The 17231-nt window shown below is 58.7% G+C and carries 14 protein-coding genes, 2 pseudogenes and 1 riboswitch; of the genes and pseudogenes, 5 read left to right on the top strand and 11 right to left on the bottom strand.

The genetic code is table 11. The annotated features are described in order from the left end of the window. Nucleotides 1-130: 130 nt before the first annotated feature. The 3 genes from OYW20_RS24360 to ahcY form a co-directional block, all read right to left on the bottom strand. The gene (locus tag OYW20_RS24360; protein ID WP_268798409.1) at nt 131-1225 is read right to left on the bottom strand and encodes a hypothetical protein; all 1095 of its coding nucleotides are present in this window, start codon (nt 1223-1225) and stop codon (nt 131-133) included. Nucleotides 1226-1336: 111 nt separating this feature from the next. Beyond that, complete coding sequence (gene metF, locus OYW20_RS24355) at nt 1337-2182, bottom strand: methylenetetrahydrofolate reductase [NAD(P)H] (protein WP_268798408.1); 846 nt, start codon at nt 2180-2182, stop codon at nt 1337-1339. A 183-nt stretch (nt 2183-2365) separates the two neighbouring features. Next, the gene (ahcY, locus tag OYW20_RS24350) at nt 2366-3775 is read right to left on the bottom strand and encodes an adenosylhomocysteinase (RefSeq protein WP_268798407.1); all 1410 of its coding nucleotides are present in this window, start codon (nt 3773-3775) and stop codon (nt 2366-2368) included. A 21-nt stretch (nt 3776-3796) separates the two neighbouring features. Beyond that, nucleotides 3797-3908, bottom strand: a riboswitch (S-adenosyl-L-homocysteine riboswitch). Nucleotides 3909-4099: 191 nt separating this feature from the next. Here ahcY and OYW20_RS24345 point away from each other — a divergent pair. Further along, entirely contained in the window at nt 4100-4504 is a 405-nt protein-coding gene (locus OYW20_RS24345; protein WP_328284799.1) for an acyl-CoA thioesterase, read from the top strand. A 112-nt stretch (nt 4505-4616) separates the two neighbouring features. On the opposite strand, the gene otnI is transcribed toward OYW20_RS24345, so the two are convergent. The 5 genes from otnI to ltnD form a co-directional block, all read right to left on the bottom strand. Beyond that, nucleotides 4617-5408, bottom strand: a complete 792-nt coding sequence (gene otnI, locus OYW20_RS24340; RefSeq protein ID WP_268798406.1) for a 2-oxo-tetronate isomerase — start codon at nt 5406-5408, stop codon at nt 4617-4619. A 22-nt stretch (nt 5409-5430) separates the two neighbouring features. Then, nucleotides 5431-6888, bottom strand: a complete 1458-nt coding sequence (locus tag OYW20_RS24335; protein ID WP_268798405.1) for a GntT/GntP/DsdX family permease — start codon at nt 6886-6888, stop codon at nt 5431-5433. 81 nt (nt 6889-6969) lie between these two features. Further along, nucleotides 6970-7608: a 3-oxo-tetronate 4-phosphate decarboxylase gene (gene otnC / locus OYW20_RS24330; protein ID WP_268798404.1), complete on the bottom strand. Its 639-nt coding sequence runs from the start codon at nt 7606-7608 to the stop codon at nt 6970-6972. Then, nucleotides 7605-8894 carry a 3-oxo-tetronate kinase gene (gene otnK, locus OYW20_RS24325; protein WP_268798403.1) on the bottom strand — a complete coding sequence of 430 codons (1290 nt, stop codon included), beginning with the start codon at nt 8892-8894 and terminating at the stop codon, nt 7605-7607. The genes otnC and otnK overlap by 4 nt, the downstream gene beginning before the upstream one ends. Nucleotides 8895-8904: 10 nt before the next feature. Further along, on the bottom strand, nt 8905-9810 hold the full coding sequence (gene ltnD / locus OYW20_RS24320; RefSeq protein WP_268798402.1) for an L-threonate dehydrogenase: 906 nt from the start codon (nt 9808-9810) through the stop codon (nt 8905-8907). A gap of 790 nt (nt 9811-10600) precedes the next feature. On the opposite strand from ltnD, the gene OYW20_RS24315 reads away from it, so the two are divergent. Then, complete coding sequence (locus OYW20_RS24315) at nt 10601-11335, top strand: hypothetical protein (protein WP_268798401.1); 735 nt, start codon at nt 10601-10603, stop codon at nt 11333-11335. A gap of 160 nt (nt 11336-11495) precedes the next feature. Here the strand turns inward: OYW20_RS24315 and OYW20_RS24310 are convergent, their stop codons facing one another. Both OYW20_RS24310 and OYW20_RS24305 read right to left on the bottom strand, forming a co-directional pair. Further along, nucleotides 11496-12311: a DeoR/GlpR family DNA-binding transcription regulator gene (locus OYW20_RS24310; RefSeq protein WP_268798400.1), complete on the bottom strand. Its 816-nt coding sequence runs from the start codon at nt 12309-12311 to the stop codon at nt 11496-11498. 241 nt (nt 12312-12552) lie between these two features. After that, nucleotides 12553-12930 (bottom strand): annotated as a pseudogene (locus tag OYW20_RS24305) (sigma 54-interacting transcriptional regulator); the annotation flags it as partial. On the opposite strand from OYW20_RS24305, the pseudogene OYW20_RS24300 reads away from it, so the two are divergent. Continuing rightward, nucleotides 12924-13430, top strand: a pseudogene (locus OYW20_RS24300) (formate/nitrite transporter family protein); the annotation flags it as partial. The pseudogenes OYW20_RS24305 and OYW20_RS24300 overlap by 7 nt on opposite strands. A 70-nt stretch (nt 13431-13500) precedes the next feature. On the opposite strand, the gene OYW20_RS24295 reads toward OYW20_RS24300, so the two are convergent. Then, nucleotides 13501-14760: a cation:proton antiporter gene (locus OYW20_RS24295; protein ID WP_268798399.1), complete on the bottom strand. Its 1260-nt coding sequence runs from the start codon at nt 14758-14760 to the stop codon at nt 13501-13503. 267 nt (nt 14761-15027) lie between these two features. On the opposite strand from OYW20_RS24295, the gene OYW20_RS24290 reads away from it, so the two are divergent. Together OYW20_RS24290 and OYW20_RS24285 are read left to right on the top strand one after the other, a co-directional pair. After that, complete coding sequence (locus OYW20_RS24290; RefSeq protein ID WP_268798398.1) at nt 15028-15798, top strand: response regulator; 771 nt, start codon at nt 15028-15030, stop codon at nt 15796-15798. Between the two features lie 29 nt (nt 15799-15827). Continuing rightward, a complete protein-coding gene (locus OYW20_RS24285) occupies nt 15828-17174 on the top strand; it encodes an ATP-binding protein (protein WP_268801224.1) in 1347 nt (448 codons plus the stop codon). Nucleotides 17175-17231: the final 57 nt, after the last annotated feature.

Genomic DNA, 17231 nt, shown 5'->3' with positions numbered 1-17231 from the left:
AAAAACATGCGCAGCGAGTGTGATCGAGTGCTTTCTGCAAGACCGAGCATCCGGGCGTGAGCCTGGCGGGGACGCCGGAGTATAACAGAGCAATCACACAGCGCTGTGTTCATGCTGCTCAACGGTTTTTTCAGCGTTGGCGGCTGTTTTGACGCTCAAGCAGGTGCTGATAAACCGCGTCGCGCCGATGGCCGAGAATCTGCCGGACCGCCCAATGCTCCAGCCAATGCCTGACCTGATCGGGCGTCAGGTGTCGGCCCATCCGTTGCTCGACGTTACTGAACGCTTTTTCCCACCAGACTTGAGAGCACGCCCTGTCAAACTCGTTGGGATAATCACAGCAACCGTATAGCACCTCGCGTACGAACTGTCGTTGCTCTTGCGGCACCGCCAGCGTCGCACCCTTGTACATGACGCGTTGCCAAGTGGGCGGGCGGGGCAGTTGAGCGGTGACATTGCGCGTGTCGTTCAGGCCGTCTTCACTGGTGGGGTCGTCGCCGTGCTTGCTCAGCCATGCACGCACTTTTGCGCGAAACAGCTGCTTGCGGCTCCAGTAGTGGTGAATCAGGTCGGGGCACTCGTTCACTTCAAGCGTCTTGTGGGCGACAACGGCCAGACAAAATTCTTCGAGAGTGATCGCGCCCGGCGTAAGTGGGAAAAACTCATCCATCAGCGCAACGGAGCGATCAAGAATCTGTGCATCGCTACGCGTCAGGCCAATCACGCCGGAGTTGAGCAACTGCATGTTGTCGTCGGCAAGGCCGCGCTGCGCCAGGGTCTCGGCCAGCGCTGTGTACAGCACCGTCTGCTTGCAGTCGTCGTAACGCAACGTAAGTGCATTACACAGCAGCTTGCCGGGTTCTATGCGCTCGAACAGCTTGATAGGGCTGTCGTGAAAGAAGGTGTCGGTGTCGATCAAAATGGCTTTGTCGAACGCTTCCAACACATTGCGCAATAGAACCTGTTTGCAGCGGAAGTGGTAGCCGTGAGGGCCGCTCCAGGCGCGGCGGGTTTCTGCATCGAGCATACGCACGCGCACAGGCAACTTGCGATAGGGCTCAGGGTTGTCGGTGAACACCTGAATGTCCAGAGCGTGCTCCGGGGTCTGGCGCATACCCGAGAGCGCACTCGCGATGCTGAACACCGCTTCCTGGTGGTAGGTGTCGGCACCGAAGGCCAGGTAAACAAGCTGCGGGCGAGATTCGATTTTAGTAATTGAGGTCAACTGCTGGGTATCCGTCACAATTAATGCGTCTGCAGGTCCTGATTGTGTGCAACCTACAGGCAAGACGTTGCCTTAATGTGACGAATCTTGCCAGACCCGATTCGCCTGTAGTTAACGGGACAACTTCAGGTTGTTCCACACCGCCAGGCTAGGCTCTGCTTGGTTCAGCGTGTAGAAGTGCAGACCTGGGGCGCCTTCTTGCAACAACCTCTCACACATCTCGGTGATGACCTCTTCACCAAACTTCTGGATGCTCGGCGAATCATCGCCATACGCTTCCAGCTGCTTACGAATCCAGCGTGGGATTTCTGCACCGCACGCATCGGAAAAGCGCGCAAGCTTGCTGTAGTTGGTGATGGGCATGATGCCCGGCACGATCGGGATGTCCACGCCCAGCTTGCGCACGCGGTCGACGAAGTAGAAATAGCTGTCGGCGTTGAAGAAGTACTGGGTGATTGCACTGTCGGCACCGGCCTGGGCCTTGCGCACGAAGTTGTGGATGTCGTCTTCGAAATTGCGCGCTTGCGGGTGCATTTCCGGGTAGGCGGCTACTTCGATGTGGAAGTGATCGCCGGTCTCTTCCCGAATGAAGCTGACCAGGTCTGCCGCATAGCGAAGCTCACCGCTGGACATGCCCATGCCGGAAGGCAAGTCGCCGCGCAGTGCGACGATGCGCTTGATGCCGGCGTCCTTGTATTGGGTAAGCAAGCCGCGCAGATCGGCTTTGCTGTCGCCGACGCACGACAAATGTGGCGCTGCAGGAATGTTCGCTTGCTGCTCAAGCTGCAACACAGTGTTGATCGTGCGATCACGCGTGGATCCTCCCGCACCGTAAGTGCAGGAGAAAAAATCGGGGTTGTAGCTGGCCAGTTGGCGCGCCACGTTCATCAGTTTTTCATGTCCAGCGTCGGTCTTGGTCGGGAAGAACTCGAAGCTGAAGCCGTGGTTTTGGGACATTGGAGGGGGCCTCCAGCTGAAAGCCGCAAGCTACAAGCTGCAAGAGGGCATTGCGCCCAATCCCGTGCCCGAAGCCTGCAGCTCACAACTGCGTAATAGCGATGAAGAAGCAAGCGCCAAGCACAAACTGCAAGTAACCGAACCGCTTTTACTTACAGCTTGCAGCTTGCCACTTGCAGCTGCTTAGTAACGATAAGCGTGCGGCTTGAACGGACCTTCGACAGCCACGCCGATGTAGTCGGCCTGGGTCTTGGTCAGCTTGGTCACGACGCCGCCGAAGCCACGTACCATTTCCAGGGCCACTTCTTCGTCGAGCTTCTTGGGCAGGACTTCGACGGTCAGACGCTCGGCCTTCTGAGCGGGGCTCAGGTCAGCGTACTTCTGCTCGAACAGGAAGATCTGAGCCAGAACCTGGTTGGCGAACGAGCCGTCCATGATGCGGCTTGGGTGACCTGTTGCGTTACCCAGGTTAACCAGGCGGCCTTCAGCCAGCAGGATCAGATAGTCATCGTTCTGTGGATCGAAAGTGCCGGCACCGGTGCGGTGGATCTTGTGAACCTGCGGCTTCACTTCTTCCCATGCCCAGTTCTTGCGCATGAAAGCGGTGTCGATTTCGTTGTCGAAGTGACCGATGTTGCACACCACAGCGCGTTTTTTCAGCGCTTTGAGCATGTTCGAATCACACACGTTGACGTTGCCGGTGGTGGTCACGATCAGGTCGATCTTGCCCAGCAGTGCTTTGTCGATGCTCGCTTCGGTACCGTCGTTTTCGCCATCGATGAACGGCGAAACCAGTTCAAAGCCGTCCATGCATGCCTGCATGGCGCAGATTGGATCGACTTCGGTGACTTTAACGATCATGCCTTCCTGACGCAGCGATTGAGCCGAGCCTTTGCCGACGTCGCCGTAGCCAATGACCAGCGCTTGCTTGCCGGACAACAGGTGGTCGGTGCCGCGCTTGATCGCATCGTTCAGGCTATGACGGCAGCCGTACTTGTTGTCGTTCTTGCTTTTGGTGACCGAGTCATTGACGTTGATGGCCGGGATTTTCAGTTCGCCCTTGGCCAGCATGTCCAGAAGGCGGTGAACGCCAGTGGTGGTTTCTTCGGTCACGCCATGGACGCGGTCCAGGATCGCCGGGTATTTCTTGTGCAACAGCTCAGTCAGGTCGCCGCCGTCGTCGAGGATCATGTTGGCGTCCCAAGGCGCGCCATCTTTGAGGATGGTTTGCTCAAGGCACCACTCGTATTCTGCTTCGGTCTCACCTTTCCAGGCGTACACGGCAATGCCCGCAGCTGCGATGGCGGCAGCGGCCTGGTCTTGAGTGGAGAAAATGTTGCAGGACGACCAGCGTACTTCGGCACCCAGGGCAACCAGGGTTTCGATCAATACGGCGGTCTGAATGGTCATGTGGATGCAGCCGAGGATCTTCGCGCCCTTGAGCGGTTGCTCGCCGGCGTACTTGCTGCGCAGACCCATCAGGGCCGGCATTTCGGATTCAGCAATGATGGTTTCGCGACGGCCCCAGGCAGCCAGGGACATGTCGGCGACTTTGTAGTCGTTGAAATCGTTGGGCGTCAGTACAGCGCTCATATAGAGCCTCCATTCGTAGTAGGCGAATGGGCGCCGTTGTGCGTTTAAAGCTTGATCGACAAGCGAGTGCCTGATCAAACAACGCCCCATCCGAGCCTGACAGGTTTGACCTGCTGCAGCGCCCCTCGGACAGGTGGCGGGAGAACGGTATCAAGAAGTGATGACCGTTTTTTGAAGCGGTGGCGATTATCTTTCTTTGCGCTTCAAGCTGCAAGCGACAAGCGACAAGTTGAAGCACACTGGTTTTTACTTGCAGCTTGTGGCCTGAAACTTGAAGCTGGGGGCTCATCTGCTACCAGCCTCCCAACACTGTCGGAGCTCCCCATGAATTTTCACACTCGCAAATGGGTAAAACCCGAAGACCTGAACCCCAATGGCACGTTGTTCGGCGGCAGTCTGCTGCGCTGGATCGACGAAGAGGCGGCTATTTACGCCATCGTTCAGTTAGGCAATCAGCGCGTGGTGACCAAGTACATTTCGGAGATCAACTTCGTCAGCGCCTCGCGCCAGGGCGACATCATCGAATTGGGCATCACGGCCACCGAGTTCGGTCGCACCTCAATTACCCTGACGTGTCAGGTGCGCAACAAAATCACCCGCAAGAGCATTCTGACGGTTGAGAAGATGGTGTTCGTGAATCTGGGTGAAGACGGCCTGCCGTCACCGCACGGCAAGACCGAAATCACTTATGTGAAAGATCAGTTCAAGGACGAAATCATCAACGAGTGAAGGGGGTTCACCCGTAGAAGCGCGCTTGCCCGCGATAACGATCTGTCTGTGCCAAAAGTGCTGGCTGACAGGAAGCCATCGCGGGCAAGCGCGCTCCTACAAATTCAAAGCATCAGGCCGGGTTTTTCGCCTGCCAGTCCCGGAGCCATTGCAGCCCTTCGGTGGTGTCGCCTTTTGGGCGGTATTCACAGCCTACCCAGCCGGTGTAGCCCAGGCGGTCAAGCTCTTCGAACAGGAACGGGTAATTCACTTCGCCAAGGTCCGGCTCGTGACGATCAGGCACGCCAGCAATCTGGATATGCCCAATGCCTGCGAAATCGCGACGCAGTTTGGTCACCACATCGCCCTCGACGATCTGGCAGTGATAGCAGTCGAACTGCACCAACAGATTGTCAGCGCCGATGGCCTTGCGAATATCCTGGGCCTGATCCTGACGATTGAGAAAGAAGCCCGGAATGTCCCGTGTGTTGATCGGCTCGATCAGCACATTGATCCCCACTTTTGCCGCTTCCTGGGCGGCATAGCTGAGGTTTTCCAGATAGACCGCGTGATAACGCTCGCGCAGGTCTTCGCTCGGCAACAGGCCCGCCATCGCGTGAATACGGTCATTGCCCAGCACGGCCGCGTATTCCAGTGCTTTTTGAACGCCAGAGCGGAATTCGCTTTCACGGCCCGGCAATGAGGCGATGCCTCGTTCACCCTTGCTAAAATCCCCTGGGGGCATGTTGAACAGCGCCTGCTCCAGGCCGAAGTCGTCCAGCCGCAGTTTGATTTCAGCCGCGGTGTAGTCGTAGGGGAAGAGGTACTCGATCCCTTTGAATCCATCCGCCGCAGCGGCGCCGAAGCGGGCCAGGAAATCGTGTTGCGGGTACATCATGCTGAGGTTGGCAGCGAAACGAGGCATGGTAACTCCTGTCTTCAAAAGGTCAGACGAAAGGCCAGAGCAGCAGGGTAATCAGGAACCCAAGCGTGCCCAGCACAGTGACCAGCACTGTCCAGGTGCGCAAGCCGTCAGCGACGTTCAGGCCTGCCAGCTTGGTGAACATCCAGTAACCGGCGTCATTGATGTGCGACATGGCCAGACCGCCACCACCCATGGCCAGACACAGCAGGGCCAGGTGGTTCGGCGTGAGGCTGAGGGTCGCGATCAGCGGGCTGAGAATGCCGGCCGTGGTCACCAGTGCAACGGTGGTGGAACCTTGTACGGCTCGCAGCAGAAGGGTCAGCAAAAAGCCCAGCGCCAGGACGGGCAGGCCTGTGGTACGCAATGCTTCGGAGACGACAGCGCCGATGCCGGTGTCGACCAGCACTTTACCGAACACGCCACCTGCACCGGCGATCAGGATCACCATCGCCACACCCGGCAATGCCGAGCCGATCACGTCGGACACTTGAGTGCGGCTCCAGCCACGACGGGTGCCCAGCAACCAGGCACACAACAGTGTGTCGATCAGCAGCGCAACCAGCGGCGCGCCCAGTACCGTCAGCACGCTGCGCAGCAGGGAGTCGGCAGGCAGCATGGTGGTCGCCAGCGTACCCAGCAGAATCAGCACGATCGGCAGCAGAATCAGCGCGATGATCAAGCCAAAACCCGGCGCCGGAGCAGGTGGCAGCGAGGCAGCAAGACTGCTGGCGCTTTCTTCCAGACCCAGCTTCTTGGCGTGCGCCGCTTCAGTGGTATTGCTGTAATCGCCCTTTTGCCAGGCTTGCAGGTCGGCGTTGGTGATATGCGGGCCGTAGACTTCGGCGCGAATATCGTCGGTCATCGGGTAGACCTTGCGGGTCATCCGGCCAGCGATGAAGTAACCCGCCAGGCTCAGTACCGCAACCATCGGGATACCGAACATCAGCACGCGTCCAAGGTCTGCGCCCAGCTGGCCGGCCGCGGCGACAGCGCCAGGGTGTGGCGGCAGGAAGGCATGAACCGAGAGCAATGCAGCGCACATCGGCAGTGCGAACAGCAGCAGCGGTTTGCGGGCAGCACGGGCTACGCCGTACGCCAGCGGCATGAGAATGATCACGCCTACTTCGAAAAACACCGGAATACCGACGATAAAACCGGCAACCGTCAGCGCCAGCGGAGTGCGTCGGTTGCCGAAGCGTTTGATCAGGGTTTTGGCCAGTGCCTCGGCACCGCCGGACAGTTCGATGATGCGTCCGATCATGGCGCCCAACGCGATGATGATTGCGATGTGGCCAAGGGTTTTGCCCATGCCGCCTTCGATGGTCGCCACCAGGTCCGCAGGTTTAACCCCTGCAACCAAAGCCACGATGATGCTGACCAGCATCAGTGCCACGAACGGCTGGAATTTGTACTTCAACACCAGCAGCAGCAACAGCGCGATACCTGCACCGGCGATCAACATCAGTATGAGAGGGGTCATGTTGTGTCCTGTTGTTATTGTTGTCCGGCCGAAACCGGGATGCCGGAAGCCGCACCGCGGCCTCCAATCAAACGCTGCCTGTTACCAGTTGGCGCCGAACGTCTGGCGCAATTCTTCCAGCGCCGCTGCGTCCAGCGGTGCCGGCTTGGGGTTGCTCATCAGCCACAGGCGAGCGGTTTCTTCGAGCTCTTCAAGGGCGTAACAGGCTTTTGCCACCGAGCTTTCCCAGATGACCGGACCCAAGCGCTCAAGCATTACGCCGCGCACGCTGTTAGCCAGCTGCGCGACCTGCTCGGCGACTTTGGGCGAGCCCGGGCGCTCGTAAGCAATCAGCGGAATGTGGCCAACCTTCATCACCTGATACGGAGTGAGTGGCGGCAGAATGTCGTTTTGTTGCCAGACGCCAGCCAGAGTCAGCGCCACCAGATGCGTTGAGTGGGTGTGCACCACGCCGCCTACGCCCGGATTGCGGTCATACACCTGGCGGTGCAGGGCGAGGGTTTTCGACGGCTTGTCGCCGGACACCCATTCCCCGGCCAGATTGACCTTGGCAATGGCTGCCGGGTCGAGGCGTCCCAGGCAAGCATCGGTCGGCGTGATCAACCAGCCGTCTTCCAGGCGTGCGCTGATGTTGCCAGCGCTGCCCACCGTGTAGCCGCGACCATAGAGCAGTCGACCGATGTCGCAAATCTCCTCGCGCTGCTTGTTTTCAGCACTCATTGCGCACCTCCGGCCAGCTGTTTCAGGGCTTTGTCAAAGAAGTCGCGGCCGCCGAAGTTACCGGACTTGAGCGCCATCGCCAGCGGTTGAGCGCCTGTGCTCTGAGTTGCCGGAACGCCCGGATCAATCTGCGCGCCGATTTTCAGCAGTTGCACGCCCAAGGCTTGCACCACGGCACCGGACGTTTCGCCACCTGCCACCACAAAGCGACGAACACCGGCTTGCAGCAGTCCGTTTGCGATCTGGCCCAATGCGTCCTCTACCAAGGCACCGGCGCGTTCGACGCCCAGCTTTTGCTGCACGGCTTTGACTTCATCCGGTGAGCTGGTGGCGTAGATCAAAACGGTCTGGCCCGCATCGCGTGCGAATGCCAGTGCCTGTTCAACGACCGGCTTGCCATCGGCCAGCGCCAACGGATCAATGCGCAGCGCAGGGCGATTGGCTTCAAGCCATGCCGCAACCTGGCCGTTTGTGGCGACCGAAGCGCTGCCGGCAAGTACTACTTCGCCACCGCGGATGTCTTCGAGTTTCGAGGCGTCGATGTCGCGCAGCTTGCCGGCTTTGCGGAAGTTGCCCGGCAGCCCCAGCGCCAGTCCCGAGCCGCCGGTCAGCAGCGGCAGGTCGGCGCAGGCTTCTCCGAGTGTGTACAGATCCGCGTCAGACAGAGCATCGGCAACCGCCATGCTCACGCCATCAGCGCGCAGCTCGGCGATGCGTGCACGCACCTTCTCAACGCCTTGGGACACGCTGTCGTAACGCAGCAGGCCTACTTTCTGTTGGGTTTGCGATTGCAGCACCCGCACGAGGTTGGCGTCGGTCATCGGCGTCAGCGGGTGGTTCTGCATACCGCACTCATTGAGCAGTTGGTCCTGCACGAACAAGTGACCGCGGAAGATCGTCCGACCGTTCTCCGGAAAGGCCGGGCAAGCCAGGGTGAAGTCGCTGCCCAGTTTTTCCAGCAGCGCTTCGCTGACCTGACCAATGTTGCCGGCCGCGGTGGAATCGAATGTTGAGCAATATTTGAAGAAGATTTGCTCGCAGCCGCGGTCCTGCAGCCATTGCAGTGCTTCAAGGGACTGGGCAACGGCTTCGGCGGCTGGAATGGTGCGCGACTTCAGCGCGATGACGATTGCATCGGCATCAAGGTCGGCCAGCACGTCTGCGCCGGGAATACCGATGCTTTGCACCGTGCGCATGCCGCCGCGCACCAGCATGTTCGCAAGGTCGGTAGCGCCGGTGAAGTCATCGGCGATGCAGCCCAGCAATGGGCGAATAGTGGCGCTCATTGTCTGGGCCTCAGGCTTGGTCTGGCTTGGCAACGGGCAGGGTGATGCCCGGGAAAATCTTGATCACGGCGGAGTCGTCTTCGCGGCCAAAGCCTGCGGTCGAGGCCTGCATGAACATCTGGTGTGCGGTGGACGACAACGGCAACGGGAATTTGCTGGCACGGGCGGTATCCAGTACCAGGCCCAGGTCCTTGACGAAGATATCGACGGCAGACAGCGGCGTGTAATCGGCTTTGAGGATGTGTGGAACGCGGTTTTCGAACATCCACGAGTTGCCGGCGCTGTTGGTGATGACTTCATAGAGGGCATCGGCGTCGACGCCTTCACGCAGGCCCAGGGCCATGGCTTCGGCGCTGGCGGCGATGTGCACACCGGCCAGCAACTGGTTGATGATTTTGACTTTGGAACCCAGGCCGTGAACGTCGCCCAAGCGATAAACCTTGCCTGCCATGCCGTTGAGGATCGCATCAGCCTTGGCATAGGACTCGGCCGGGCCGGAGGTCATCATGGTCATTTGGCCTGAAGCAGCCTTGGCCGCGCCGCCGGAGATCGGGGCGTCGAGGTAAAGCAGGGTTTGTTCGGCGAGGCGCTCGCCCAGCTCGACCGCGAAGGTCGGGGCGACAGTGGCGCAGCCGATGACCAGGCTGCCGGGTTTCAAGGCGGCGATGGCGCCGTTTTCACCGAAGAGTACGGTTTCGGTTTGTTCGGCATTGACCACGACGGTGACGATGACGTCGCACAGTGCAGCCATTGCGGCAGGGGAATCACAGGCAACGCCGCCTTCGGTGGCGAATTGCTCGGTGACGGCGGTGCGCACGTCACAGGCATGGACGTTGAAGCCGTTGCGCAGCAGCGAGCGGGCAATGCCCAAACCCATGGCGCCCAAACCGATCACGCCGACGTTCTTGTTATTCATGATCTCTCTCCTCGGATCGCGCGCCGAAGGCAATGCATCAGCGCTCGAAGGTTGTTCGAATCTGTGAAAACGATAGTGAACCTGTGATCAGATAATGTGAAGTGTTTTTTGAATTAACAAAGTTTAACATTGCCGCGAGCAGGCGAGAATAAGCCCCGGTGGGCTGTCGGGGCTTTAATAGGCCTGCTTATGCGGGATGGGTACAGATTTGCATCTGTAGGCCCGGCTTGCTGGCTAACCCAGCTGATCCGTCACCAGTGCATCGCCTGATTCAAAGCCTTCGCCAGCAAGCCGGCTCCTACGGATTGAGGTCAGCGCCGGTCAGCGAGGCGTGTCCACCGACGCCAATTTGGAGTTGTGCTCCGGCGCTGAGTACGGACGGGCAGTGCGATGAACGAAAACATAGCTTTTATGCGTTCTAGTTATTTTTTATCGAAGTAAAAAATTGCTTTTTGAGTGCTGATAGTTTGATGGTCTTTTGGCTAAAAATAAATTGTTATTTCGTTTTTTGAGTTAACGTTGATGATTATTATTCGAGCTGATTAAATTAACTTGCTGATCTGAATCGCATTTTTAGGAGTCGACAGGGTTAGCGATGGATATACGTTGGGTGTGAGCCAAACTTATTCGCCATGTGAACAGGCCCGTGAATTAAAAATTACGGTTCATTGTCACTGTTTTTAAAGTTTTCCCAACTTGACCTTTTTGTTATCTGGAATAATAGTAGGTATAAGGTCTGGCCGTTCATTTCGGCTGATCGCTGCAAGAGACCAATAAGGAGATTGTCGCTATGCCAGCCATAAAAGTGATTTTTCAAAGGAATACCTGGGGATCAAAAGCAACCTTCGACGGTGTGATTGAGCCTTCAGGTGCGACCGGATACGCATTTTCTGGCACGCTCATCGCTACATCGAGCCTTGATAGGAGTAATTGTTGTTTTGATAACACGGTTCGGCTTGGTCATGGTGGTACTTCTGGAGAATATATGTATATCGAGCGGAAGGTAGAAGAGTTAGAAGATGAGACTCGGAATTCCTTTTCGGTTAGCGGAGAAGGGCTAAGGGCATCCAATGAAACAGTGGATTTTCGTTTAGGTTTCAACGAGGGTCTCAATGGTGAGTTCACGTACGCAGATAAAATCATAAGTGAAGTAGGTGGCCCTTCCCAAAAAGTATTGGCTTCTTACATAGCCAAAGACAAATATGATAATACACGTTATGACGTGCGTTTCAATGGCACCGCTCGCGCCGATGGTCCAAAAAACTATAGTGTTGTGGGCATCCTCGACGCTTACCTGATGGGCGGAGCATTAACCACTCAGTACGTTACCATCGGCCATGGCTCCTCAAGCGGGAGTTGGCACTACAGTACTTACGCTATTGATGACACTCCACAGAGCGTTAAGTTTTTCGGTACCCGCAAGGTCGGTGAAAAAATCATGGTCGTCGTAGGTGCTACCAGCGAAGTTGCTAATTTGTATGGCTACGGAGACGCGGTGACCGTTGAAATTCCCGACGCGTTCTGATGTTGATGGATAGTACGACCGGGGCAATTCGAATGCGCGCTTGTGCGCAATCTTTGTAACGACCGAGCCCACTCATAATAGTGGGCTCTGGGACAGAGCTTGACGTTGTGAGTGCTCGCAAGGTCCATTGCAGTAGCTCATATGCGGAATATCGTTAGTGTCATTTGTCTATCGAGGCCAGCAGCACGTCAACCCCAAAAGCTCGAATGCTATCCGCAGCACCGTGGGCAAGGCGGTCGTCGCTGATGATCGTGTCGAACTGCTCAAGCCCGGCGACTTTGTACATGCCGAACGTGCCGTATTTGGAGCTGGTGGTCAGCAGCACCGAGCGCGATGCCGACTGCATCGCTGCTTGTTTGACCTCGACCTTCAGCGCCGAGGGGGTGGTGGTGCCGCGTTGCAGATCCCAGGAGCTGGTGGACATGAATGCCACATCAGTCGCCAGTTGGCGCAAAGTCGCTGCTGCCAGCCCGCCCACGCATGAGCGATTGGGATGGTCCAGCAGCCCGCCGGTATGAATCACATCCACGTGCGCTGCATCGGCCAAGGCACTGACCACGCCAAAATCGTTGGTGACCACAGTCATCCCGGCCAGCGCCACAATGTGCGGCACGATCTCCAGGGTGCTGGTGCCCGCATCCAGGTACACCGTCATTTCGGGGTGCAGCAAACTGGCAGCCAGCCGCGCCATCGCCTGTTTGTGCGGCAACTCGATCACGGCTTTGGATTGGTGGCTGGGTTCGCTGTGCACCTGGCTGGCGATGCGCACACCGCCGGTTACCGAATAGGCGCGTCCGCTTTGCTCAAGCAGCGCGATGTCACGGCGAATGGTCATGTGTGAGCAATCGAACATTTCCACCAACTGGTGGACGCTCAATACCTGGTGTTTGCGCAACTGACGCAGCATCAATTCCCGACGCTGTTCGGGAATCATCGGTGTGCCGCCAACGACGGCAATCTCCTCTTTGCTGGACATGCGTGCTCCTGAGCCCCGGAAAACCGCCAGCACGGGCTGGTGGTCGTGGCATCTTAGCCAATCGAGCCACGCATGACAGCAATGGCGGGTCTACCGGCTGCACGTTTTTCTCGCGATAGGTGTTGGCCGGTCGATTCTTAATCCCGGGCCTGGTGTCGCTTCTTGAAGTCCTTTTTATAGTCCCTCGGGTCGATGTTCCACTTTTGCAGGCGTGAAGCGAGGGTGGAGGGCTTGAGCCCCAGAGGACCGGAATATCTTCCACCCGCTCGCGCAGCGGCACCGATCTGATAGGGAACACGTTCAAGCGAAAATACAGGTCCTCTCGGAAAACACCCATCTTGACCATCTCGCGCAGATCACGATTGGTCGCTGCGATAACACGTACGTTCACGACACAGGTCAGGTTATCGCCCACGCGCTCGAATTGTTGGTCCTGCAAAACCCGCAACAGCTTGCTCTGTAGTTCCAGCGGTATTTCTCCCACCTCATCGAGAAACAGGGTGCCGCCGTCGGCGAGTTCAAAGTGTCCTATGCGATGACTGACTGCGCCGGTGAACGCCCCTTTTACGTGGCCAAAAAACTCACTTTCAAATAGGTCGCGGGGAATCGCGGCGCAATTGGGGGCTGGTGTTTGTTGGCAACTTCGCAGGCGCGCTGACGGTTGCTTTCATCATGGCCTTCGTCTTTACCTACGGATTCAATGCAGACCTCGGCGCTGTGGATCACAAAATCGCCAGCATTGGTGAGTCCCGCACGCTTGGTTATGCCGCGTACGGCACAGCGGGCTGGGTGACGATCTTTCTGCGTGGAATGCTTTGCAACTGGATGGTCTCAATGGGCGTGGTAGGCGCCATGATTTCCACGTCCGTGAGCGGCAAGTTAATCGCCATGTGGATGCCGATCATGTTGTTCTTTTTCATGGGTTTCGAGCATTCGGTGGTCAACATGTTCCTGTTCCCATCGGGCATGATCATGGGCGGCGGATTCTCCATCATGGATTACCTGGTCTGGAATGAAATCCCGACGGTGCTCGGCAATCTCGCGGGCGGCCTGGCGTTTACTGGCCTTACGCTTTACTGCACCCACGCAAGAACCGCCCCCAAGCGCACGTTCTCTTGACGGCGCGCATTTCAAGCCACATAGCCATTCAGCCTGACGCCGAGTGGCTACGTGACGATGCAATCACAGCTCAGTGACCTGCGGTTTGCCCGGCCGGCTGGTCGCGGGTCACCGCCTTGACCAGCTTGCCGATGCTCAAGCCCTGCAACAGGATCGACGACAGCACCACGATGTAGGTAATGCTCAGCAGCAAATCGCGCTCCGGGCCCAATGGCAACGCCAGCGCCAGTGCGACCGAAACCCCGCCGCGCAGGCCGCCCCAGGTGAGGATGCGAACAGTGCCACGCGGCACTTCACGCCAGCGGCGCATCAGCAGGATGGCCGGGGCTACCGTCAGCAGTCGCGACAGCAGAATCGCCACCGCCAACAGACCTGCTGCCAGCAGGTGCAACCACGAGAACGGCAGCAGCAAAAGCTCCATGCCGATCAACGCGAACAGCAACGCATTGAGCATGTCGTCGAGTAGCTCCCAAAAGCCATCCAGGTAGCGGCGCGTCATGTCGTTCATTGCCAGGTTGCGTCCCAGGTTGCCGATGATCAGCCCGGCGACCACCATCGCAATCGGTGCTGAAACGTGCAGCTCGGTGGACATCGCCGAGCCGCCGATCACCAGCGCCAGGGTCAGCATGACTTCGATCTGATACTGCTCGATGCTTTTGATCATCAGGTACACCGCGTAGCCGATCAGCCCGCCGAACACTGCACCGCCAATGGCCTCGTGCACGAACAGCATGGCGGTCTCGCCCACCGTCGGGGTTTCGCCCAGTTGGGCAATTCCCAGCAACACGGTGAACACCACAACGGCGGTGCCGTCGTTGAACAGCGACTCACCGACGATGGTGGTTTTGAGCGGTTTGGAGGCGTTGGCAGTCCGCAACACGCCGAGTACCGCAATCGGGTCGGTGGGCGAAATCAACGCGCCGAACAACAGGCAATAGAGAAAGCTGATGTGCCAGCCAAACATCGCGAAAGTCCAGTACGCAAGGGCGCCGATCACGGTGGTGGCGATCAACACGCCGAAGGTCGCGAGCAGGCCGATGGGCCAGCGGTAGTTTTTGAGGTCCGCCAGATTGACGTGCAAAGCGCCAGCGAACAGCAGGAAGGACAGCATCCAGTTCATCAGCAGATCGCCGAAATCGATCTGGCCGATCAGGCTTTGCACGCGCTCTTCCATGCCCGGAAAACCCATCAGGCTCAGGGATTGGAGAATCAGCGAGAACAGCAGGGCGGTGACCATGACACCGATGGTGGGCGGCAGGCCGATGAAGCGGAAATTCACGTACGTGAGTAGCGAAGTGAGGCAGATAAAACCAGCGGCGAGTTCAAGCATTCGGAGTCCTGTCATTGCGATTCAAATCCCGTCCGGCCGCGCAGGGGTGCAAGCGTCGGACAGGGGTTTGATGTGATAACGATGGATGCAGGCACATTCATCGCAGTCCCTGTTGGGGTCAGGCATTGACACACAAATGTGTGTGCGCGTTGCAAATGGGTGCCGCCGCGAAAGGCATCGGCTATGATCCCGTCGTGTTAATGGGAAGCATATGCAACTGCAGAGTTCCCCCACGCTGCTCCCCGCTCGCACACTCACCGGCCCTTTATGACGCTCGATACTCAATCGGTCTCAACGCCCTGCGCGCCCCGCATTCTGGTGGTCGATGATCACCGCAAGATCCGCGATCCGCTGGCGGTGTATTTGCGTCGGCACGCTTTTGATGTGCGCACCGCTGAAGACGCGGCCGGTATGTGGCAGTTGCTCAAGCAGCAGGCATTTGATGTGGTGGTGCTGGACGTCATGCTCCCCGATGGCAATGGTTTTGAGTTGTGCGCGCTGCTTCATCGGCGCGCCAATGTTCCGGTCATCCTGCTGACCGCCCGCGACGCATCGGCTGACCGGGTGAGGGGCCTTGATCTGGGCGCCGACGACTACGTGACCAAGCCGTTCGAGCCGCGCGAGCTGGTGGCCCGGATCAACAGTGTGCTGCGTCGGCGCGGTACGCCGACTGCCGCCCAGACCATTGAAGCAGCCGACACGTCAACCGCTGTGCAGCGCTATGAGTTCGCCGGTTTCAGCTTCCATTCCACGACCGAAACACTGACGCGTATCGATGGCAGTGCCGTCAGGCTCAGTACCGCCGAAGCCCGGTTATTGAACGTGTTCCTCAAGCACCCTAACGTCACGTTGGACCGCCAGCGCCTGCTTGACCTGACGGCGCGCCCTGGCAGTGACGTGTTTGATCGGGCAATCGACCGGCAGATCAGCCGCCTGCGCCGCAAACTGGCGGACGATCCGCTACAACCGGAAGTGCTGCGCACGGTTTGGGGCGGCGGTTATTCGCTGGCAGCGTCTGTCAGCGTGGTGACGGAGTGAGTGCTTGGCGCCGCTTCTGGCCGACCGGCATGACCCAGCAACTGGGCGTGCTATTGCTGTTGGCCCTGCTGGCTTCAAACGCCATTGCGATGCTGTTTTTGCAACGAACGGGCGCGTTGATCCACCCGCTTTCCCGCACGCTTACCCTTGAGCGTCTGGTGACGGCCTACCACGTTGCACACGAGCTGTCGGCAGCCGACGCGTCTCGGGTACTGGCGGTGATGGCGACCGCCGATGCGGGGTTCTGGATAGCGGAGCAATCCGGTATTGCGCCGTTCGAAGTGCGCGCCGAAGAGCAACGACTGACCCAGGAGCTGCGCGCACGGCTGGCGTTGGGGCCGCAGGTCAGCGTGGACATGCAGCTGGAGCGTACCAGCGGTGGCCCCGCACGTGATCAGGTATTTGCTGCGGCTGGCTGGGCGCCGTTGCGGCTGCGCACCAGCATCGGTCTGCCCAACGGTTTGCGCCTGAACGCGCTGCAACACCCTGCCGGCGCATACGAGTGGAGTCGGTTGCTGGCCTACACATTGCCGGTGACTACGGTGCCGGTGCTGCTGATTGTCATCTTCTTCATGCGCCGCATCGTGCAGCCCGTGAAAACCCTGGCCAAGGCCACCGAGCGCGTCAGCCGTGGAGAGTGGATTGCGCCGCTGCCGCTGTCCGGACCTCAGGAAGCACGGGATCTGACCACCGCATTCAACGTCATGCAGGAGCGCATCGCCCGGCATGTGGAAGGCCGCACGCGCATGCTCGCCGCGATCAGCCATGACTTGAATACGCCGATCACCGAATTGCGCTTGCAGGTGGAATTGATTGAAGACGGCCAGGTGCGCGATGACATGCTCGAAAGTCTTGATGAGTTACGAGCGATGGTGCGCGAGACGCTGGATTTCGTCCGCGGTGATGCGTTGCAAGAGCCGACGCAAACTGTGTTGCTCAACGAGGTGCTTGACGACCTTGCTCGGCGGTACCAGACATTGGAACAACCAGTTACCTGGGACGTGCGCGGCGTGTTGCCATGCCATTGCCGGCCGCTTGCGCTCAAGCGCGCCTTGACCAACCTCATCGACAACGCGCTATGTCATGCGGGGGATGCGGTGGTGAGCGCCTGGCTTGAAGAGGGCGGCGTTATTGCACTTGAGGTTCTCGATCACGGGCAAGGGATCGAGCCGTCGTGGCTGACGCAGGTGTTCGAGCCTTTTGTGCAGGTGGGGCAGGGGGCCGGGGAGGTTAGTCAGGGTGGCGGGCTTGGCCTTGGATTGGCGATCGCCCGCGCGTGCATCCAGGCGCATGGAGGAGAACTGGCCCTGGAAAACCGTCCTCCCGCCGGACTTTGCGCCGTAATACGCCTGCCCGCAGCGCCTGTCCCTTTATGAGCGGGCGCGAAGCCCTACTTATGAAGATTCCACAAGCGCCACACGCTTCAACGGCCT

This window comes from Pseudomonas sp. BSw22131, from assembly GCF_026810445.1.
GTDB lineage: Bacteria > Pseudomonadota > Gammaproteobacteria > Pseudomonadales > Pseudomonadaceae > Aquipseudomonas > Aquipseudomonas huanghezhanensis.
This window is presented reverse-complemented; position numbering and strand designations above follow the sequence as displayed.